The organism is uncultured Castellaniella sp. (assembly GCF_937988725.1).
Taxonomy (GTDB): Bacteria; Pseudomonadota; Gammaproteobacteria; order Burkholderiales; family Burkholderiaceae_B; genus Castellaniella.
Genome location: NZ_CALKHS010000009.1, coordinates 366,509 through 385,950 on the forward strand (window position 1 = coordinate 366,509; position 19,442 = coordinate 385,950).

At 68.0% G+C, this 19,442-nt stretch carries 17 protein-coding genes; 9 read left to right on the forward strand and 8 right to left on the reverse strand.

Translation table 11 applies throughout. The annotated features are described in order from the left end of the window. Positions 1–20: 20 nt before the first annotated feature. The 4 genes from Q0263_RS09235 to Q0263_RS09250 are packed head-to-tail and all read left to right on the forward strand — an operon-like array spanning position 21 to position 5,104. Positions 21–896: a nitrilase-related carbon-nitrogen hydrolase gene (locus tag Q0263_RS09235; RefSeq protein WP_298015483.1), complete on the forward strand. Its 876-nt coding sequence runs from the start codon at positions 21–23 to the stop codon at positions 894–896. 45 nt (positions 897–941) lie between these two features. After that, complete coding sequence (locus Q0263_RS09240; protein WP_298015484.1) at positions 942–2,135, forward strand: acyl-CoA dehydrogenase; 1,194 nt, start codon at positions 942–944, stop codon at positions 2,133–2,135. Further along, a complete protein-coding gene (locus tag Q0263_RS09245; protein ID WP_298015485.1) occupies positions 2,135–3,703 on the forward strand; it encodes a long-chain-fatty-acid--CoA ligase in 1,569 nt (522 codons plus the stop codon). Before Q0263_RS09240 ends, Q0263_RS09245 begins: the two co-directional genes overlap by 1 nt. Before the next feature lie 45 nt (positions 3,704–3,748). Then, positions 3,749–5,104 (forward strand): MmgE/PrpD family protein, encoded by a 1,356-nt coding sequence (locus Q0263_RS09250; RefSeq protein WP_298015486.1) that lies wholly within the window; start codon positions 3,749–3,751, stop codon positions 5,102–5,104. 146 nt (positions 5,105–5,250) lie between these two features. On the opposite strand, the gene acs is transcribed toward Q0263_RS09250, so the two are convergent. From acs to Q0263_RS09270, 4 genes are all read right to left on the reverse strand, one after another. Further along, a complete protein-coding gene (gene acs, locus Q0263_RS09255; protein ID WP_298015487.1) occupies positions 5,251–7,230 on the reverse strand; it encodes an acetate--CoA ligase in 1,980 nt (659 codons plus the stop codon). Between the two features lie 114 nt (positions 7,231–7,344). Beyond that, the gene (locus tag Q0263_RS09260) at positions 7,345–8,619 is read right to left on the reverse strand and encodes an MFS transporter (protein ID WP_366140699.1); all 1,275 of its coding nucleotides are present in this window, start codon (positions 8,617–8,619) and stop codon (positions 7,345–7,347) included. A gap of 74 nt (positions 8,620–8,693) precedes the next feature. Next, the gene (locus Q0263_RS09265) at positions 8,694–10,580 is read right to left on the reverse strand and encodes a propionate--CoA ligase (protein WP_298015488.1); all 1,887 of its coding nucleotides are present in this window, start codon (positions 10,578–10,580) and stop codon (positions 8,694–8,696) included. Between the two features lie 173 nt (positions 10,581–10,753). Further along, entirely contained in the window at positions 10,754–11,626 is an 873-nt protein-coding gene (locus Q0263_RS09270; RefSeq protein ID WP_298015692.1) for a tRNA threonylcarbamoyladenosine dehydratase, read from the reverse strand. Positions 11,627–11,856: 230 nt separating this feature from the next. On the opposite strand from Q0263_RS09270, the gene Q0263_RS09275 reads away from it, so the two are divergent. The 5 genes from Q0263_RS09275 to Q0263_RS09295 all read left to right on the forward strand — a co-directional run bounded on the left by Q0263_RS09275 (position 11,857) and on the right by Q0263_RS09295 (position 15,994). Beyond that, positions 11,857–12,420, forward strand: coding sequence for a gamma-glutamylcyclotransferase (locus Q0263_RS09275; RefSeq protein ID WP_298015693.1), 564 nt, complete (start codon positions 11,857–11,859; stop codon positions 12,418–12,420). Between the two features lie 9 nt (positions 12,421–12,429). Then, a complete protein-coding gene (gene pdxH, locus Q0263_RS09280) occupies positions 12,430–13,062 on the forward strand; it encodes a pyridoxamine 5'-phosphate oxidase (RefSeq protein ID WP_298015489.1) in 633 nt (210 codons plus the stop codon). 8 nt (positions 13,063–13,070) lie between these two features. After that, positions 13,071–13,604 carry a flavin reductase family protein gene (locus Q0263_RS09285; protein WP_298015490.1) on the forward strand — a complete coding sequence of 178 codons (534 nt, stop codon included), beginning with the start codon at positions 13,071–13,073 and terminating at the stop codon, positions 13,602–13,604. 28 nt (positions 13,605–13,632) lie between these two features. Next, entirely contained in the window at positions 13,633–14,481 is an 849-nt protein-coding gene (gene purU / locus Q0263_RS09290; RefSeq protein WP_298015491.1) for a formyltetrahydrofolate deformylase, read from the forward strand. A 121-nt stretch (positions 14,482–14,602) separates the two neighbouring features. Next, entirely contained in the window at positions 14,603–15,994 is a 1,392-nt protein-coding gene (locus Q0263_RS09295; RefSeq protein WP_298015492.1) for an NAD(P)/FAD-dependent oxidoreductase, read from the forward strand. Positions 15,995–16,022: 28 nt separating this feature from the next. Here the strand turns inward: Q0263_RS09295 and Q0263_RS09300 are convergent, their stop codons facing one another. The 4 genes from Q0263_RS09300 to purE form a co-directional block, all read right to left on the reverse strand. Then, the gene (locus Q0263_RS09300; RefSeq protein ID WP_298015493.1) at positions 16,023–16,472 is read right to left on the reverse strand and encodes a MaoC family dehydratase; all 450 of its coding nucleotides are present in this window, start codon (positions 16,470–16,472) and stop codon (positions 16,023–16,025) included. 138 nt (positions 16,473–16,610) lie between these two features. After that, positions 16,611–17,651: an L-threonylcarbamoyladenylate synthase gene (locus tag Q0263_RS09305; protein ID WP_298015694.1), complete on the reverse strand. Its 1,041-nt coding sequence runs from the start codon at positions 17,649–17,651 to the stop codon at positions 16,611–16,613. A gap of 4 nt (positions 17,652–17,655) precedes the next feature. After that, positions 17,656–18,828 (reverse strand): 5-(carboxyamino)imidazole ribonucleotide synthase, encoded by a 1,173-nt coding sequence (locus tag Q0263_RS09310; RefSeq protein WP_298015494.1) that lies wholly within the window; start codon positions 18,826–18,828, stop codon positions 17,656–17,658. After that, entirely contained in the window at positions 18,828–19,331 is a 504-nt protein-coding gene (gene purE, locus Q0263_RS09315; protein ID WP_298015495.1) for a 5-(carboxyamino)imidazole ribonucleotide mutase, read from the reverse strand. The genes Q0263_RS09310 and purE overlap by 1 nt, the downstream gene beginning before the upstream one ends. Between the last annotated feature and the right edge of the window lie 111 nt (positions 19,332–19,442).

Consider the following 19,442-nt stretch of genomic DNA (forward strand, 5'->3'; position numbering starts at 1 on the left):
GCGCGCAAAGGACTGACATCATGACCGACGCCCCATGCCTACGCACCGCCGTCGCCCAGATCGAAGGGCGATGTGGCGACGTAGCCCACAACCTGGGCCTGCACCTGACGCTCATCGAAGAGGCCCGCGCACAACAGGCGGACCTGCTGCTGTTCCCGGAACTGTCCCTGACCGGCTACAGCCTGGGCGACGCGGCCCTGTCGCTGGCCCGGCGCGCCGACCACGCCATCATCCGCGAACTGGCGACGGCGGCCCAGGGCATCGACGTCGTCTTCGGCTTCGTGGAAGAAGCGCCGGCCGCACAGCTGTACAACGTCATGGCCGTGGCGCGCGACGGGGCCGTGCGCTTCGTACACCGCAAAATCAATCTGCCCACCTATGGGGGGCTGGAGGAAGGCAAGCTGTACGCTGCCGGCCGGCACGTGGACATATGCCCGATTCGCGGGCCATGGAAGGCCGGCCTCTTGATCTGTGCCGACCTGTGGAATCCCGCACTGGTGCATCTGGCCATGCTGCAGGGGGCCACTGTGCTGCTGGCGCCCATCAGCTCCGCCCTGGGAGCCGTCGGCGGCGACTTCTCCAACCCCCAGGGCTGGGACCTGGCCACACGCTTCTACGCCATGATGTACGGCACCCCGATCCTCATGTCCAACCGGCTAGGGCAGGAAAACGACACCCGATTCTGGGGAGGGTCACGCATTCTCGATCCGCAAGGGCAAGTCCTGGCGCGGGCGCCCGAAGGCAAGACCGGTCTGGCCTTCGCCGATCTGGACTACGACGCCGTGCGCCGGGCGCGCTTCAACCTGCCCACCCTCCGGGACAGCAACCCCGAACTGAACCTGCGAGAGCTGCAGCGCATCCTGGACAATCCCGACAGACCCCGGACAAGCGACTGACCGCATGACACGCATCCGCAACACCACACGGTCACAGGACACACGATGAAGGACTATCTTCTGGATCCGGAAGCGCGCGAGTTCCGCGCCGCCGCCCGCCACTTTCTGCAGAGCGAACTCGCCCCCCGGGCCGACGCCATCGAAAACAGACAGGACTGGGAGGCGGTCAAGGCCGTCGTCCAGGCGCTGGGCAGGGAACACTACCTGACATTGATGTTCCCGGATCTCTACCGAGGCCCGCTGTCGGCGCCCGGTCTGGTCCATGCCACGATCCTGTCCGAAGAAGCCGCCGCGGTCAACTACGCGTTCGAGACGACCATCGCCACCGCGATTTCCTGCGCCTACCCGCTGCACCGCTACGCCCTGCCCGACATCCGGGCGCGTTATCTGGACGGCATCATCGGCGGCAGCGAAGTGGGCGCGATCTGCGTGACCGAACCCAACGTGGGCTCGGACAGCGCGGGCATGCAGACCCGGATCGAATTCGACGACGCGAGCAAGGAATGGATCATCAACGGGTTCAAACGCTATATCTCGAACGCATCCGTGGCCGACACCTACATCGTCTACGGCATCAGCAACCCGGCCGTGGCGGCACAGAAAGGCATGAGCGCAGTCGTCGTCCCCAAGGACACGCCCGGCATCCACTTCCCCCGCACTTATACATTCATGGGACGACGCGGCTGCGTCGTCGGAGAGGTCGAGTTCAAGGACTGCCGCGTACCGGCCGACCACTTGCTGGGCCGGCGGGACGAGGGGTTCCGCATCATGCTGGGCATGTTCAATTTCGAACGCATCATCCTGGGCGGCTCAGGCCTGGGCCAGGCGCGAGCCGCCTTCGACATTGCCACAGATCATGCGCAGCGGCGCAACAGCTTCGGGCAGAAGCTGGGCTGCAAGCAGCTGATTTGGGACCGCATCGCCGAGATGAGCTGGCGCATCGATGCCGCCGAGCTGCTCACCTACCGAGCGGCGCTGCTCTACGACGCCGGCACGCTCAGCGCCAAGGAACTGATGAAACCGGCATCGATGGCCAAGCTGGTCGCCACCGAAACCGCCCTGTTCTGCGCCGATGCGACGGTCCAGATCCTGGGCGGAGATGGCCTGACCAAAGAATATGGCCGCGCCGAACAGATCTACCGCGACGCGCGCGCCCTCACCATCGTTGGAGGCACCACTGAAATGGTGAAGTACCTCATTGCCAGCGCCGACATGCCTTCGATCAAACCCAATCTCTGATGACGGCCCCTCACATGAACGTCTCCTCGATTCTCACCCAGACGGTGGACCGGCATCCGACCAAAGAAGCTCTGGTCTTCGAAGGCCGGCGCTGGACCTACGCCGCCTGGAACGCCAGGATCAACCGCATCTGCCACGCCCTGTCGGACATGGGCGTGCGTCCGCTGGACCGTGTCGCGCTCTATCTGAAGACGGACGAGGCATCCGCGACTCTGTACTTCGCTTGCCAGAAGATCGGCGCCGTGGTCGTGCCGATGAACTTTCGTCTGGCGGCGGCGGAAGTCGCCCACATTCTGCGCGATTCGGGCGCACGGGTGCTGGCCTACAGCCAGTCACTCGCTCCCAGCGCCCAGGCCGCCGCGCGGGATGTCCGCAGCACCCATGACTTCATCGCAGTCGCGCCGCCAGGCGCATCAATCCCGGCGGGCCATCACGATTATGAAACGCTGGCCGACGGTGGCAACGCGGCGGAGCCCGACTACCGCGCCGAGGCCGAACAACTCTCCGCTCTGGTGTATACCTCCGGTACGACCGGCCGCCCGAAAGGCGTCATGCACACCCACGCAAACGACGTCGCCATCGCCATGAACTGCACGATGGAGTACAGCCTCTGCGCCGCGGACCGGGCGCTGCACATCGCGCCGCTCTATCACGTGGGCGGCATGCAGGCCTACTTCCTGCCGCACGTGCTCGTAGGCGGCACGAACATCATCATGAGCCTCTATGAGGCGGGCAACACGCTGGAGGCGATCCAGGCCGAAAGCATCACGACTCTATTCGCGGTTCCCACCCAGATCCAGCAGATGCTGTTCCACCCTCGCTTCCGGGACTTCGACGTGTCTTCCCTGCGCATGATCACGACGGGCGGCGCCGCCATCGCCGCAGCCACCATGGAAAGGGTGCTGCGCGAATTCTGCAGTGGGTTGTACAACGGCTATGGCATGACCGAAGCGAGCCTCACCCTGCTTCTGCACCCCGAGGACGCCCTGGCGCGCCCGGGGTCCTGTGGCAAGCCCACTCTGGTTTCCCAGGCCAGGATCATCCCCCACGATCCGCAGCGCGACGTCCCTCCCGACGAAACCGTCCCAGCGGGCGCCGTGGGTCAACTGATTGTGCAGGGCCCCCAAATGATGACTGGCTACTGGAACAATCCCGCCGAAACGGCCCGCAAGATGAAGCACGGCTGGCTCTACACCGGAGACCTGTTCAGCCAGGACGCCGACGGTTACTACTCTTTCCAGGGACGTACCGACGACATGATCGTCTCCGGAGGCGAGAACATCTACCCGCGCGAAGTCGAAGAGGTGCTGTACCGCTGCCCCGGCGTCCGGGAAGCTGCTGTCATCGGCCTGCCCGACCCGCAATGGGGACACACGGTCACTGCGGTCATCGTCCGGTCGGACCCTCAACTGGACGCCGCCGGCATCGATTCCTTCTGCCAAGGCAGCGGCCTGCTGGCCGCCTTCAAGCGACCACGCCGGTTCTTCTTCGCTGAACAACTCCCCCTCAATCCGAGCGGCAAGGTGCTGAAGCACGAACTCATACGGCAGTACGGGCCGAAGACATAAACGTCAGCCGCCGCCACGTTCCCAGCAATATCAAAGAAGCCGATCATGCCCAACCACTCACACCATGTCCTGCAGCTCATCCACGCACTGCGCTTCGAAGACCTGCCGGAACAGGTCGTGGCGCAGGCGCGCCGCTGCCTGCTGGATCTGTGTGGCGTCGCCGCCGCCGGAACCGGTACCGAGCTGTCGAGAATCATCCGCAATCATGCTGCCGCGCAATACGGTGCCACGACACGCGGGGCCAGGATGCTGTTCGATGGGCGCGCCGTCAGCCTCCCGGGCATGGCGCTGGCTGGCGCCGCCACCATCGACAGCGTCGACGCTCATGACGGCCATGTGCTTACCAAAGGCCACGTCGGCGTCACCATCTTTCCCGTCGTCACCGCCCTGGCGGATGCCGGCTTGATCCGGGACGGGCGGGAATTCCTGGCGGCCCTGGCGCTGGGCTACGAAATCGCCACTCGCGCGGGAATCGCCCTGCATGCCACCGCATGCGACTACCACACCTCGGGCGCCTGGAATTCGATCGGCGCGGCGGCGTTGACGGCCCGCGCCCTGGCGCTGGACGTGAACCGCACACGAGAAGCTTTGGGCATCGCGGAATACTTCGGTCCCCGCAGCCAGATGATGCGCTGCATCGATCATCCGACCATGGTCAAGGACGGCTCCGGCTGGGGGGCGATGACGGGCGTATCGGCAGCCCTGCTGGCCGCCGACGGCTTCACCGGCGCGCCGGCAGCGACACTGGAAGACGAGGCCGTGACCGACTGCTGGCAGGATGCGGGCCGGCGGTGGACCATCATGGAGCAGTATTTCAAGCCATACCCTGTATGCCGCTGGGCACAGCCGGCAGTCGAGGCCGCCCTATCCCTTGCCCGCACTCATGCCCTGCAAGCAGCGGAGATCGCCGAAATCCGCATTTCGACTTTCTACGAAGCCTCGCGGCTGGCCACGCGACACCCTGACACCACCGAACAGGCCCAGTACAGCCTGCCGTTCTCGGTCGCCGCCGCCCTGCGCCATGGCCGGTTGGGCGTCGGGGAAATCAGCGGCCCGGCGTTACAGGATCGCCTGACATGGCGGCTCAGCGAAGACATGGTCATCAGCGAAAACCCCGCATACAGCCAGCGCTTTCCCGCCGAACGCTGGGCGAACGCCACGATCGTCCTGCGCGATGGACGTACGGTGCAATCCGCCCCCCACACAGCGCGCGGCGACGCGGAAGCGCCCCTCACCGACGCGGAAATCGAGGATAAATTCACCGCGATGGCTGAGCCTGCGCTGGGCCCCGCGCGCTGCCAGGCGCTGCGGCAGGCCATCGGCACGCTGGGCCTGGGCAGCGCGGATTCCTCCGCGCTGCCCAGACTGCTAGGACTGCTGCTGGCAGCACCGTCCGAATAGATCGCGCTTTCATCCGGAGGCAGGCCCCGACCGCGGAGCAAGCGCAGGCGGGGCATGCCGATCGCCATGAAAAAAGAGGCGGGGGATCCCCCCGCCTCTTTGGCTGTGTCCGCCGCCCTGGATCACAGGGCGCCGTTCAACACTCTTTACCGCACCTGGGCCAGCTGGTCCAGGATGCCGGGATTTTCCAGCGTGGAAACGTCCTGCGTGATCGGTTCGCCCTTGGCCACCACGCGCAGCAGGCGGCGCATGATCTTGCCCGAACGCGTCTTGGGCAGGTTCTCGCCGAAGCGGATCTCGCGCGGCTTGGCGATGGGGCCGATTTCCTTCGCCACCCAGTCGCGCAGCAGCTTGGCCATCGCGGCGGCATCGTCGCCCTGCGGCAACGGGCCGTTGAGCACCACGAAGGCCACCACGGCCTCGCCCGTCGTGTCGTCGGGGCGGCCCACCACGGCGGCCTCCGCCACCAGTTCGTGCGCCACCAGGGCCGATTCGACTTCCATCGTGCCCAGGCGGTGGCCCGAGACGTTCAGCACGTCGTCGATGCGGCCCATGATCCAGAAATAGCCGTCCTTGTCGCGCTGGGCGCCGTCGCCGGCCAGATAGTAGCCTTTCAGCTCTTCCGGGAAATAGGTCTTCTTGAAGCGTTCGGGATCGCCCCAGATCGTGCGGATCATCGACGGCCACGGACGACGGATCACCAGGAAGCCGCCCTTGCCGCGCTCGACCTCTTCACCGGTCTCGTCGACGATGGCGGCATCGATGCCGGGCAGCGGCAGCGTGCAGGAACCGGGCTTGAGCGGCGTCACGCCCGGCAGCGGCGTGATCATGTGCGCGCCGGTTTCCGTCTGCCACCAGGTGTCGATCACCGGGCAGCGCTGGCCGCCGACGTTGTTGTAGTACCAGACCCAGGCTTCCGGATTGATCGGTTCGCCCACCGAGCCGATGATGCGCAGGCTGCTGAGATCGTAGGATTTCGGATGGACCTTGGCGTCGGCCTCGGACGCCTTGGTCAGCGAACGGATGGCCGTCGGCGCCGTGTAGAACACCGAGACCTTGTGTTCCTGGATCATTTTCCAGAAGCGGCCCGCATCGGGATACGTGGGCACGCCCTCGAACACCACCTGCGTGACGCCGGCGGCCAGGGGGCCGTACGTGACGTAGGAGTGTCCCGTGACCCAGCCCACGTCGGCCGTGCACCAGAACACGTCGGTCGGCTTGGAGTCGAAGGTCCATTTCATGGTCATCAGCGACCACAGCAGGAAGCCGGCGCTGGAATGCTGCACGCCCTTGGGCTTGCCCGTGGAACCGGACGTGTACAGGATGAACAGCGGGTGGTCGGCATCGACGGGCACCGGCGGGCAGTCGCTGGACTGGCCCTGGATCGCATCGTGCCACCACAGGTCGCGCTTGGCGTCCCAGTTGACGTCGGAACCGGCGCGCTTGTAGGTGATGACCTTGCGCACGGCCTCGCAGCCGCCCATGGCCAGGGCTTCGTCCACCGCGCTCTTCAGGGCGATGGTCTTGCCGCCGCGGATCTGCGCGTCGGCCGTGATGATCAGCGTGGCGCCGACGTCCACCGTGCGTTCGTGGATGCTCTTGGCCGAGAAGCCGCCGAACACCACCGAATGGATGATGCCCAGGCGGGCGCAGGCCTGCATGGCCACCACCGCCTCGATCGACATGGGCAGGTAGATGACGGCGCGCTCGCCGGTCTTGAAGCCCAGCGACTTGATCGCGTTGGCGAACTGCGACACGCGGGCGTGCAGTTCTTTGTACGTGACCTTCGTGACCTTGCCGTCATCGGCTTCGAAAATCAGGGCGACGCGGTTTTCCGCCGGTGTGCCCAGGTGCTTGTCCAGACAGTTGGCCGAGACGTTCAGCTTGCCATCGGGATAGAACTTGTAGAAGGGCTTGTTGGATTCGTCCAGCACCTGGGTGAAAGGTTTTTCCCACACCAGGTTCTCGTTGGCCAGGCGCGCCCAGAATGCATTCGGGTCCCGGCTGGCTTCGTCGCACAGGGCCTTGTAGCCTTCCATCCCGGACACGTTGGCCTGCTTGACCAGATCAGCCGGCGGCGGAAACACGCGGTTTTCCACCAATATGGATTCAATCTCCGTAGGCATTTCGCTCGCTCCTTTTGAGTGATGTGATTCACATCATGTTTGAATTGTGTTACCTGTTACCGTACTGCACGAGCCTTACTTGATTCTGACAGATGCAACCCGCCCCCGGAGGGCTCAGCCGGGCTCAATCCGCGCATCCCGATCCTGCTGCCCCCGGACGAAATCCAGGCGGCCCAGCAGCCACAGGCCGGCCAGGAAGAACACCCCCGTCGCCAGCAGCGCCGCCCGGTGATTGCCCTGCGTCAGCCACACCAGCAGACCGTAGGTCAGCGGCCCGACGACGGCGGCCAGTTGCACCGCGAAGGTCCACAGGGCGAAGAACTCGGCCGGCCGGCGCGCCGGGGCCAGCACGCCCACCATGGCCCGTCCCGCGCTCTGGCTGGTGCCCATGCACAAACCCGCCAGGCCCGCCGCCGACCAGAACACCGGCAAGGATTGCGCCGATACCGCCAGCCCCACCATGACCAGCCAGCCGCACAGCGTGATGGCCAGCGCCCGCTTGTGGCCGATGCGGTCCTGCAGGTAGCCGAAGCCGAAGGCGCCGATCGCGGCGGCGATGTTCACCAGGAACACCAGCATCATGGTCTGGCGCATGTCGAAACCCATGACCTCGGTGGCATAGACGGCCGACAGGGTGATGACTACCGTGATGCCCGCCTGATAGCACGCGATGCACATCAGCAGGCGGCGGAAATCCGGATAGTCGCGGCGGGTTTCTTGCCAGGCGCGGCGCAGCTGCGCCAGCACGGCCAGCGCCGGGGCGGTCGCCGTGCTGGCCGGCTCGCGCAGCCAGAGGAATGAAGGCAGCGCCGCCAGGGCGAAGAAGCCCGCCGTCAGGCCCATGATCCAGGGGACATAGTCCTGGGCCGGCAGCCCCCGCGATCCGGCGTCGCTCGCCACCCACAAGGCCAGCCCCAGGGCCAGCATGCCGCCGCAATAGCCGAAGCTCCAGCCCCAGCCGGACACGCGGCCCATGGATTCCGGGCGGGCCAGTCCGGGCAGGAAAGACGCCACGGCGGATTCCCCGACGCAGTAGAACACGTTGGACGCGGCCAGCCAGAACAGGCCCCAGGCGATGTCTCCGGGGCCGACGCTGGCCAGCACGGCCGTCGCCAGCACGCAGCCCGCCGTGCTGGAAAACAGCAGGCGGCGGTGGCCGGCGCGGGCGTCGGCGCGCGCGCCCAGCGCGGGCATGGACACCATCACGATCAGGTACGACAGGGACAGGGCCGCGGTCAGCGCCAGCGTGCCCCAGGCATGGCCGGCCGCCACCACCCCGACGAAATAGGCATTGAACACCGTCGTCAGGACGACCGTGGTGTAGCCGGAATTGGCGAAGTCGTACATCGCCCAGGACCAGACCTCGCGCCGCCCCACGCCGGGCCTCAGGGCGCCGGCGCGGCCCCCCGGCCCGCCGGCCGCGCCTGCCGCCTCGGGCGAACGGGGCTGGTCCCGCTGATCGCTCACAGCACGGAACGGATCTGGTCGAGGGCGCCCGGATCCTCGATGGTGGTCAGGTCGCCGGGATCGCGCCCTTCGCACAGGGCCACGATGGCGCGGCGCAGGACCTTGCCGGAACGCGTCTTCGGCAGGCTGTTGACGAACATGATGCGGGCGGGCCGGGCCACGGCGCCGTTGCGCTGTTCGATGACGCGCTTGATCTCGGCTTCCAGGCGGTCGCGGCCGCCCGCCTCGTCGAGCAGCGCCGGATTACGCAGCACGGCGAAGGCCATGGCTTCCTGGCCCTTCAGCTGATCGGCCACGCCGACCACCGCCGACTCGGCCACGGCCGGATGGGTGTTCACGGACTCTTCGATTTCGCGGGTGCCCAGGCGATGGCCGGCGACGTTGATGACGTCGTCGGTGCGCCCCAGGATGAACCAGTAGCCGTCGTCGTCCACCAGGCCCCAGTCGGACGTGGAATAGGTCAGGCGCCCCGGGAAGGACCGGAAATAGGTCTGCACGAAGCGTTCGTCATTGCCCCAGATCGTGCTCATGGCCCCCGGCGGCAGGGGCGGTTCGATGGCCACGACGCCCTTGCGGTTGGGACCGCAGTCCTGACCGGTGGATTCGTCGACGACCCGCACGTCGAAGCCGTAGACCGGCACCGTGGGGCTGCCGAAGCGCGGGGGGATTTCCTCGACCCCGGGCTGCGCCGACAGGATCGGCCAGCCGGTCTCCGTCTGCCAGTAGTTATCGATGACGGGCTTGCCCAGCGCTTCGGACAGCCACTGGCCGGTCAGCTCGTCCAGCGGTTCGCCCGCCAGGTAGATGCGGTCCAGGCTGGACAGGTCGTGGCGCGTGAGCAGGGCCGGATCGTGCTTTTTCAGCACCCGGATGGCGGTCGGCGCGGAGAACAGCGCGTTGACCCGATGGGTCTCGATGATGCGCCACAGGATGGCGGCGTCGGGGCGCACCGGCGTGCCCTCGTACATGACGGTGGCCTGGCCGTTCAGCAGCGGCCCGTAGACCACATAGGAATGCCCCACCACCCAGCCCACGTCGCTGCTGGAAAAATAGACGTCGCCCGGCTTGCCGCCGAACACGTATTCCATGGATGCGCACAGGGCCACGGCGTAGCCGCCCACGTCGCGCTGCACGCCTTTGGGGTTGCCCGTCGTGCCCGAGGTGTACAGGATGTAGCTGGGCGAACTGGATTCCAGCCAGACCACCGGCACCTGCGCATCCAGATGGCGGGCCCGCAGGGTGGCGTAATCCAGGTCGCGGCCCGCGGTCAGGTCCATGGCCGCCAGGCCGCGGTTGACCAGCACGACATGTTCGGGGCCATGCGCGCACTGCGCGATGGCCTGGTCCAGCAGCGGCTTGTAGGCGATCGGGCGCCCGCCGCGCGAACCGGCGTCGGTGGAGATGATGACCCTGGGCTCGGCGTCGTCGATGCGCTGCGCCAGGTTATGGGACGCGAAGCCGCCGAAGACCACCGAATGGATGGCGCCGATGCGGGCGCAGGCCAGCATGAAGAACGCCGCCTGGGGAATCATGGGCAGATAGATCAGCACCCGGTCGCCCTGCTCCACGCCCAGCTGCTGCAGGATGGCGGCGGCGGCGTTCACCTCGCGGGAGAGTTCGGCGCGGGTGTAGACGATTTCCTGTTCGACTTCCGTGGACACCCAGATCAGCGCGGGCTGATCGGCCTGCGTGTCCAGCCAGCGATCCACCGCGTTGTAGCACAGGTTGGTGCGCCCGCCCACGAACCAGCGCGCGAACGGCGGATTGGAATAATCCAGCACCTGGGTGAAGGGGGTTTCCCAGTGGATGCGCTGGGCTTCGCGGGCCCAGAAGGCATCCCGATCCTGCACGGACTGCCGATGGAATTCGCGGATTTTCTGCATGATGTCGTCTCCTGTCATCCTGCAGCCCCGGCATCCTGACAGACACCCGAAACGCGGATGGTTCCTGAATTATTATGGTGCCAACATGCTACACCAGCCCAGAAACTACAGGGACAGGCTGACAGGAGACTGACGCGCGACGCCCCTGGCGCGGCGCGCCGCAGGAGAAGGCTTCAGCCCTGCGCCGCCAGGCCCTGCCGCAAGGCCCAGTCCGCGGCCGCCAGGCCCATGCTGGCCGTGACCGTCACCACGGAACCATACCCGGCGCAGGACAGCCCCTGGGGGGCGGCGGCGCCGGCTTCGGGCACGGCGCAGGCGGCCTCCGGCCGGGTCCATGCCGAGGGCAGCACCACCGGCTGGTCGAACCACAGGCAGGGCACCCCCATGCGCGGCACCCGCCGCCGGGGCTTGCCGCCCGCCGCGCCGCCCTTCGGGTAGCCATGGCGCTGGCGCAGATCCTGGCGGATGCGGCCCAGCAAGGCATCGTGGGTCGCCGCGGACAGGTCCCCCGCCCGCAGGGCCAGGGGGTCGGTCTTGCCGCCCGCCCCGCCGCACACCAGCAGCGGCCAGCCCGCGTCGCGCGCCTGCAGGATCATGGCGATCTTGGCCGGGACCTGGTCGGTGCAGTCCAGCAGGACGCCGGCCGGGCCGGCCGACAGGATGGCCCCCAGATTCCCGGCGCTGACGAAATCGTCGATTTCCGTCACCCGGCAGCCGGGATGGATGTCGCGCACCCGGTCGCCCATGGCGCGGATCTTGGCCATGCCCAGCGTGCTGCCCAGGGCATGCGCCTGGCGGTTGACGTTGGATTCGGCGATGTGGTCCATGTCCACCAGCGTCAGCGCCCCCACCCCGGAACGCGCCAGGGCTTCGACGCACCAGGCGCCGACCCCGCCGATGCCGGCCACGACCACATGCAGGGCGGACAGCCGCCGCCAGGCGCCCTCTCCATACAGGCGGTCCAGCCCGCCGAAACGGCGGTCCAGATCGGCGGCGGGGGCGGCCGGGGCGGCATCGGAAAACGGGATCGGATCCGGGCTGGACATCATGAAGACTTGCGAAGCGCTGAAAGCAGCATTTTGCCACGGGCGGGCCTCCGCCCCCACCGCCGGCGCGGGCCGCGATTCAGAGCCGCCCCAAGTCCTCTACAATAAGTAGCATTCAATTTCCAGCCATCCGCCCGGTTCCCGTGAACGCACTTGCGCCCCGCTCCATCTGCCAGCCACCGCCGCCCGAGGCATTCCGGCTGCGGGACGCCGACTGGCACGCGGAATCCATCCGGCAGACCCTGCTGCACTGGGACGGTCGCACCGATCTCTGGGTCTTCGGCTACGGATCGCTGATCTGGCGGCCCGAATTCGATTTTCTCGAATCCCGCCAGGCGCGCGTCCACGGCTACCACCGGGCGCTGTGCCTGTGGTCGCGCATCAACCGCGGCACGCCCGAACAGCCCGGGCTGGTGTTCGGGCTGGACCTGGGCGGGGCCTGCACCGGCCGCGCCTTCCGGATCGCCGCCCGCCAGGCGCCCGACATCCTGCCCGCCCTGTGGCGGCGCGAAATGGCCAGCGCCGCCTACATCCCGCGCTGGCTGCGCTGCCACACGGACGGAGGCCCCGTTTCGGGGCTGGTCTTCACGATGAACCGCCAGGACAGCGGCTACGCGCACGGCCTGTCCATCCCCCAGATCGTGGCCGCCGTGCGCCAGGGTCACGGGCGCTACGGCGCCTGCACCGACTACGTGCTGCAGACGGCCCAGGCCCTGACCGAGGCCGGCATCCCGGACCGGCGCCTGCAGGCCATCGTGCGCGCCCTTCAATCCCCTGAATCCTTCCGTCCCTGAACCGTCATCATGTCCATCGCCGATATCCGCCAGACCTATCAGAAGTTCGAACTGCTGGAATCCGCCGCCGCCGCGGACCCCTATGCGCAATTCGGCCAATGGTTCGAACAGGCCCTGCACAGCGAGGTCCGCGAACCCACCGCCATGACGCTGGCGACGGCCGACGCCTCCGGGCGTCCTTCCGCCCGGATCGTGCTGCTGAAGGGCTTCGATGATCAGGGATTCGTCTTCTACACCAACTACCAGTCGCGCAAGGGCGGGGAACTGAACGCCAACCCGCACGCCAGCCTGCTGTTCTTCTGGCCCGAACTGGAACGGCAGGTCCGCATCGAAGGCGGCGTGGTTCCCGTGCCGGCCGCCGAGTCCGACGCCTACTATGCCAGCCGGCCCCTGGGGTCGCGCATCGGCGCCTGGGCATCGCCGCAAAGCCGGCCCATCAGCCACGAAGCCCTGGCGCAGCGCGTCCAGGATCTGACGCGGGAACTGGGCGACGAGCCGCCTCGTCCGCCTCATTGGGGGGGCTACCGCCTGCAGGCGGCGCGCGTCGAATTCTGGCAGGGCCGGCCCTCCCGGCTGCACGACCGGCTGGTGTACGAGCGCACCGCCGAAGGCGGCTGGAACCTGACGCGCCTGGCGCCCTGATGAGCGCCATGACCCGATCCTCTCCCGCTCCGGCGGATTTCCCGTCCCTGTATTTCCGTTCGGCGCTGGGCCGGTTTCCCACCGGCGTGACCATCGTCACCGCCGAACATCCGGACACCGGCGCTCCGCTGGGCCTGACCATCAGCTCGTTCAGCTCCGTGTCGCTGGACCCGCCCATGGTCCTGTGGACCCTGACGCACACCGCGTCGTCGCTGGGGGCGTTCCTGGCGCTGGACCATTATGTGATCCACGTCCTGTCGGCCAGCCAGATCGACCTGGCGCGCCGCTTCGCCAAGGGTTCGCACGCCGACCGCTTCGCCGGCCTGGCGCTGGACCGCGCGCCCAACGGAACCCTGATGCTGGGGGATTCCCGCTGCGCCGCCTGGTTCGAATGCCACAACACCCAGCACCACCTGGCGGGAGACCACACGATCTTCGTCGGCCAGGTGGAACACTGCCAGCGCCAGCTGCTGTCGCCGCTGATCTACCATGCCGGCGACTTCGAACTGACCCAGGCCAGCGAACCCCTGTCCCGCAACTGACGCCGGCCCTTTCCCCATCAGACCTGTCATGCACGACTACATCCTGACGCTTTCCTGCCCCGACCGCATGGGCATCGTCCACGCCGTCAGCAGCTGGCTGCTGACGCTGCACGGCAACATCGTGCACGCGCAGCAATTCGGCGACCCCGACAGCCGGCAGTTCTTCCTGAGAGTCCATTTCGCCCTGCCGGCCGACACTCCCATCGAGACTCTGCAAGAGGACTTCGCGAGCGCGGCCGAACGCTTCAACATGCAGTTCCAGATCCACGACGCCCGCCGCAAGGCGCGGCTGCTGGTGCTGGTCAGCCGCCAGGGCCACTGCCTGAACGACCTGCTGTTTCGCGTGCAAAGCGGGCAGATGCCGGCGGAAATCGCGGGGGTGGTGTCCAATCACCCGGATTTCCAGGCGCTGGCGCAGGCCCATGGCCTGCCGTTCCACCATCTGCCGGTGTCCGCCGACACCCGCGCAGCCCAGGAACGCCAGATCCTGGATCTGGTCGATCGCGAACGCGTGGACCTGGTCGTGCTGGCCCGCTACATGCAGATCCTGTCGTCCGATCTGTGCGGCGCCCTGGAAGGCCGCGCGATCAACATCCACCACAGCTTCCTGCCCAGCTTCAAGGGCGCGCGGCCCTATTACCAGGCTCACGCGCGGGGCGTGAAGATCATCGGCGCCACCGCGCACTACGTGACGCAGGACCTGGACGAGGGCCCGATCATCGAGCAGGACATCGAACGGGTGGATCACGCCATGGGTCCGAAGGACCTGACGCGCATCGGCAGCGACATCGAATCGGTGGTCCTGTCGCGCGCCGTGCGCTGGCACGTGGAACACCGGATCCTGTTGAACGGGCGGCGGACGGTGGTGTTCCGCTAGGGGGCGACGGACCTGCGGCACAACACGTGCTGCCCGGGCGTCCTGCAAGCCTGACATTCGCCCGCTTCGTGCAGCGCGGCGCATGCGATGGCGTGACCGACCCATCCAAGGAGCAAGTCCCATGAAGCAGAACGCGCACCGTGTCGTGATCGTCGGCGGCGGAGCAGGAGGGCTGGAACTGGCGGCCCGCCTGGGGCGCCAGTTCGGCCAGAAACATATCGTCCTGATCGACAAGGCCGACAGCCATATCTGGAAGCCATCCCTGCATGAGGTCGCGGCGGGCACCCTGGACATACACCGGGAAGGCCTGTCCTATTTCATGCTGGCACGCCAGTGCGGTTTCACATTCATCCACGGGGCCCTGCAGGGCCTGGATCGCGACGCGAAGCGTGTCCGGCTCGAGGCAGCGCATGGCCCGACGGGCGAGGAGGTCTTTCCGTCGCGCAGCATCGACTACGACACCCTGGTGTTGGCGATCGGCAGCAAATCCAATTTCTTCGGCACGCCCGGCGCGCCCGAGCACGCCATTGCACTGGATTCCACCGCGCAGGCGGAAAACTTCCGCGAACGGCTGTTGCGGGAACTGGCAAAGCTCAATGGCAAGAGAGAATCCGGAAAAACCGCCTCGGGCGAACTCATGCCGGGCGCTGGCGCCGGCGATCGACGCCATGCGGCCGAGGATCCGCCGCCGCTCTTGAAGCCGGACGATGCGCTGCATATCGCCATTGTCGGAGGGGGTGCGACAGGCGTCGAGCTCGCGGCCGAGCTGGTCGAAGCGCTGAATGGCTTCGCGTACTACGGGATGGGCGAACTGGAACCGGGGCGCGACGTGAAGATCAGCCTGCTCGAAGGGGCGGACCGCATTCTTTCCGCCTTGCCGGAGAACCTGTCCAGCAAGGCGCGCCAGCTGCTGCGCCAGCGCGGCGTCATGATCGAAACATCGGTACGCGTGGCCGGTGTCGAGTCGGGATGCCTCATGGACAGCGAGGGCCGCCGCCATGCGGCCGACCTGTGCGTGTGGGCGGCCGGCATAGAAGCGCCGGCCATCCTATCGGAGCTGGGCCTGGAGGCGAACCGGCATCATCAAGTCGTGGTGGACGGCAGGTTGCAGACCAGCGATCCCCGTGTTTTCGCGTTGGGCGATTGCGCCCAGGCGCCCTGGGAAGGTCGGGACCGGCCGCTTCCCGCCAAGGCTCAGGTGGCCAGCCAACAGGCCGCTTTCCTCTACGACATCCTGCAAGCCCGCGTGACGGGTCAAGCCGAACCGGCCGGGACATTCCGGTTCCGGGACCATGGCTCGCTAGTCTCCGTCGGACATTCGGAGGGGGTCGGCAGCCTGATGGGGGTACTGTCGGGCAGGAACTGGTTCGTCGAAGGGCTCCTGGCGCGCCTCATGTACATGAGCCTGCATCTGCGGCATCACATGGCGGTGCTGGGCGTCCTGCAAACGGCGGCCCTGGCGCTCGGGAGGCTCCTGCTGAGGCGAGGCGCCCCGCGCGTGAAACTACATTGACATGCGAGGTCCGCTGGAGCGGCGCCGGTCACCGCCCCGCAGGCAGTTCGAGTTCGAACAGGCTGGTGGCCTCGACCTCGAGCACCTGGTCGTCGTCCTGGTTGAACAGGCGCCAGGTCCAGCGGATGATGCCCAGATCGTCGCGCGACGAGGATACCCGCTTCGAATCCACGGTGGCTTCCAGGCGTAGTTGGTCGCCCGGCCGCACCGGCAGGATCCAGCGCAGGCGTTCCAGCCCCGGCGAGCCGAAGGATTCGGAATCCCCCAGGGCGGACTCGACCGCCAGGCGCATCGCGATCCCGCAGGTCATCCAGCCGCTGGCGATCAGGCCGCCCCAGCGCCCCGAACGGGCGCGCTCGGCGTCCACATGGAACCACTGCGGATCATAGGTGCGGGCGAAGGCCAGCATCTCCGCTTCGTTCACCGTCACCGGCCCATGGCGGATCACCATGCCCGGTTCGAATTCCTTGAATTTCATGAGCAGTTTCCAGGACAACACCAGGACTCATCATCCTGACGGCCCGGCCGGGGCATAGATCGCCGGCCGGGGCGAAGACAATTTCTCAGTTTAACCGCATCCGCGGTCCGCGCCGGGCGGGTGCGCGACGCGCGCCGCTCAGGCGGCAAACGCGGCCGCCGCCCGGCCGATCCGGTCGTTGACGCCCTGCCAGGCGGGCTCCTCGGGCGGGCGCTGCAGCACGATGCGGTCATAACCGGCGGCATCGAGTTCGCGCAGCAGCGCATACAGGCGGCGGGCATAGTGAGCCGGATCGTCGCGCACGACCACCCAGTCCACGCCTTCGGGCGCGGGGCCGGGAGGCGTATCCAGGACCACCACGGCCAGCCGCCGGAGGGCCTGCCCCGCCGGCGCGCACGCCGCGGCGGGCGCCGGCCCCGCGCCGGCCGCCCAGGCGGACAGCGCGGCCGGGTCCGCCAGGGCCACGGGCGTATGCGGCGCGTAGTGCGCCTTGAGCGAGCCGGACACGCGGGGCGCCGCCGCATCGGGCAGCGCCGGCAAGTCGCCCAGGACCTCGGCCAATTGCAGCACATTGACCTGGCCGGGCCGCAGCAGGGTCGGGCCCACGCCCCGGTCCAGGCGCGACAGATCCAGGATGGTCGATTCGATGCCGACCTGGGATTCGCCGCCCTCCAGAATCATCAGGGCCTGCTCGTCCAGTTCGGGAAAGGCCTGGCGCACGTGGACCGCCTGCGTCGGCGACACCTGGCCGAACTGATTGGCCGAGGGCGCCGCGACGCCGCCGCAGCCGTGGGGCTTGAGCGCGGCGAACACGTGCAGCAGGGTCTGCGCAACCGGATGAGCCGGGCAGCGCAGGCCGATGCTGTCCTGGCCGCCGCTGACCGCATCCGGAATCCGGTCGGCGCGCGGCAGGATCAGGGTCAGAGGCCCCGGCCAGAACGCCGCCATCAGCTGCCGGGCCTGCAGCGGCACGGCCGCCGCCCAATAGGACGGATCGGTGTCCGGCGCCAGGTGGACGATGACGGGATGGTTGGCGGGGCGTTTCTTGGCCGCGTAGATGCGGGCCACGGCCTGCGGATTCTCGGCGTCGGCCCCCAGGCCGTAGACGGTTTCCGTGGGAAAGGCCACCAGACGCCCCTGGTCCAGCCGGCGGGCGGCTTCCAGGATGCGGGCCTGCATGGTGTCAGGCATGGGGCAGCCCCAGCACGCCGGCCACCTGGGCGATGCGGGCATGCAGCTCGGCCGCCGTGGCGCCCAGGATATTGATGTGGCCCATCTTGCGTCCCGGGCGGGCTTCGCTCTTGGCGTACAGGTGCAGGCGCACGCCGGGCACGGACAGCACCCCCGCCCAATCCGGTTCGCGCTGCCGTCCATCATGGTCGAACCACAGGTCCCCCAGCAGATTCAGCATGGCCGCGGGGCACAGGGTATCGGTCACGCCCAGGGGCAGGCCGGCCATGACGCGGGCCTGCTGCTCGAACTGGCTGACCAGACAGCCGTCCTGGGTGTAGTGGCCGCTGTTGTGGGGACGCGGCGCCATTTCGTTGGCGATGACCGAGCCGTCGCGCAGCACGAAGAATTCGACGCACAACACCCCGTGATAATCCAGGTGCTCCGCCACCCGCAGGGCGTGCCGGCGCGCCTCGTCCGCCACGGCGGGCGCGATCGCGCCGTCCACCGCCGACACCGCCAGGATGCCGTCGCGATGGGCATTGCGCGAAGGCGGATAGGTGACCATGCGGCCATCCAGGCCGCGCGCGACCACCACGGAGATCTCATAGTCCAGCGGCTGCAGGGATTCCAGCACGCAGGCCACTTCCTTCAGGGATTCGAACGCCTGCCGGGCTTCTTCACGGGACGCCACCCGGACCTGGCCCTTGCCGTCATAGCCCAGGCGCGCGGTCTTGAGGATGCCCGGAAACAAAGACGCGGGACAGGCGTCCAGATCGTCGGCCCGCAGCACGGCCGCATGCGCGGCCACCGGCACCCCGGAAGCCTGCAGATAGGCCTTCTCGGCCACGCGATCCTGGGCGATGGCGACCGCGTCCCCCGAGGGCGTCGTCCGGCACAGCCGGGCCAGATGGCGCAGGCTGTCGGCCGGCACGTTCTCGAATTCGGTCGTCACTGCGGCGCACAGCCGGCCCAGCGTGTCGAGCCCCTGCGGATCGTCATAGGCGGCCCGGATGTGGCGGTCGGCCACCATCCCGGCCGGACTGGATTCGTCGGGGTCCAGGACCGCCACGCGATAGCCCAGCGCCTGGGCCGACTGGCAGAACATGCGGCCCAGCTGGCCGCCGCCCATCACCCCCAGCCAGGCCCCGGGCGCTACCGGCAGGCCGGCATCGACGCCGGCCATCAGCCCGCCTCCGGCGGCACGACCATGGCGCGGGCCGCCTGCGTCTGGCGCGCCCGGTAGGCTTGCAGCCGCTGCAGCAGATCGGCATCCGTCATGGCCAGATTGGCGACCACGTGCAAGGCGGCGTTGGCCGCCCCCGATTCGCCGATGGCGAAGGTGCCCACGGGCACTCCCCGGGGCATCTGCACGATGGACAGCAGGGAATCTTCGCCGCGCAGATAGCGCGAGGGCACCGGCACCCCGAACACCGGCACCGGCGTCAGGGCGGCCATCATGCCGGGCAGGTGGGCGGCCCCGCCGGCCCCGGCCACGATGGCCCGCAGGCCCCGCGAGACGGCCTGGGCGCCGTATTCGACCATGTCCAGCGGCATGCGGTGCGCCGACACCACCCGGGTCTCGTGGGCGATGCCGAATTCGTCGAACACCGCGGCGGCATGGCGCATCACGTCCCAGTCGCTGGACGAGCCCATGATCAGCCCGACCACCGGGGAAGCAGCGGTCATGTCGCCCCCTTGGCGCTACGCGCCGTCCCCCCGAGGGGGAATTCGTGCTTGGGACGGCCCGGCGCACTCATGTCGCCCCCTTGGCGCTACGCGCCGTCCCCCCGAGGGGGA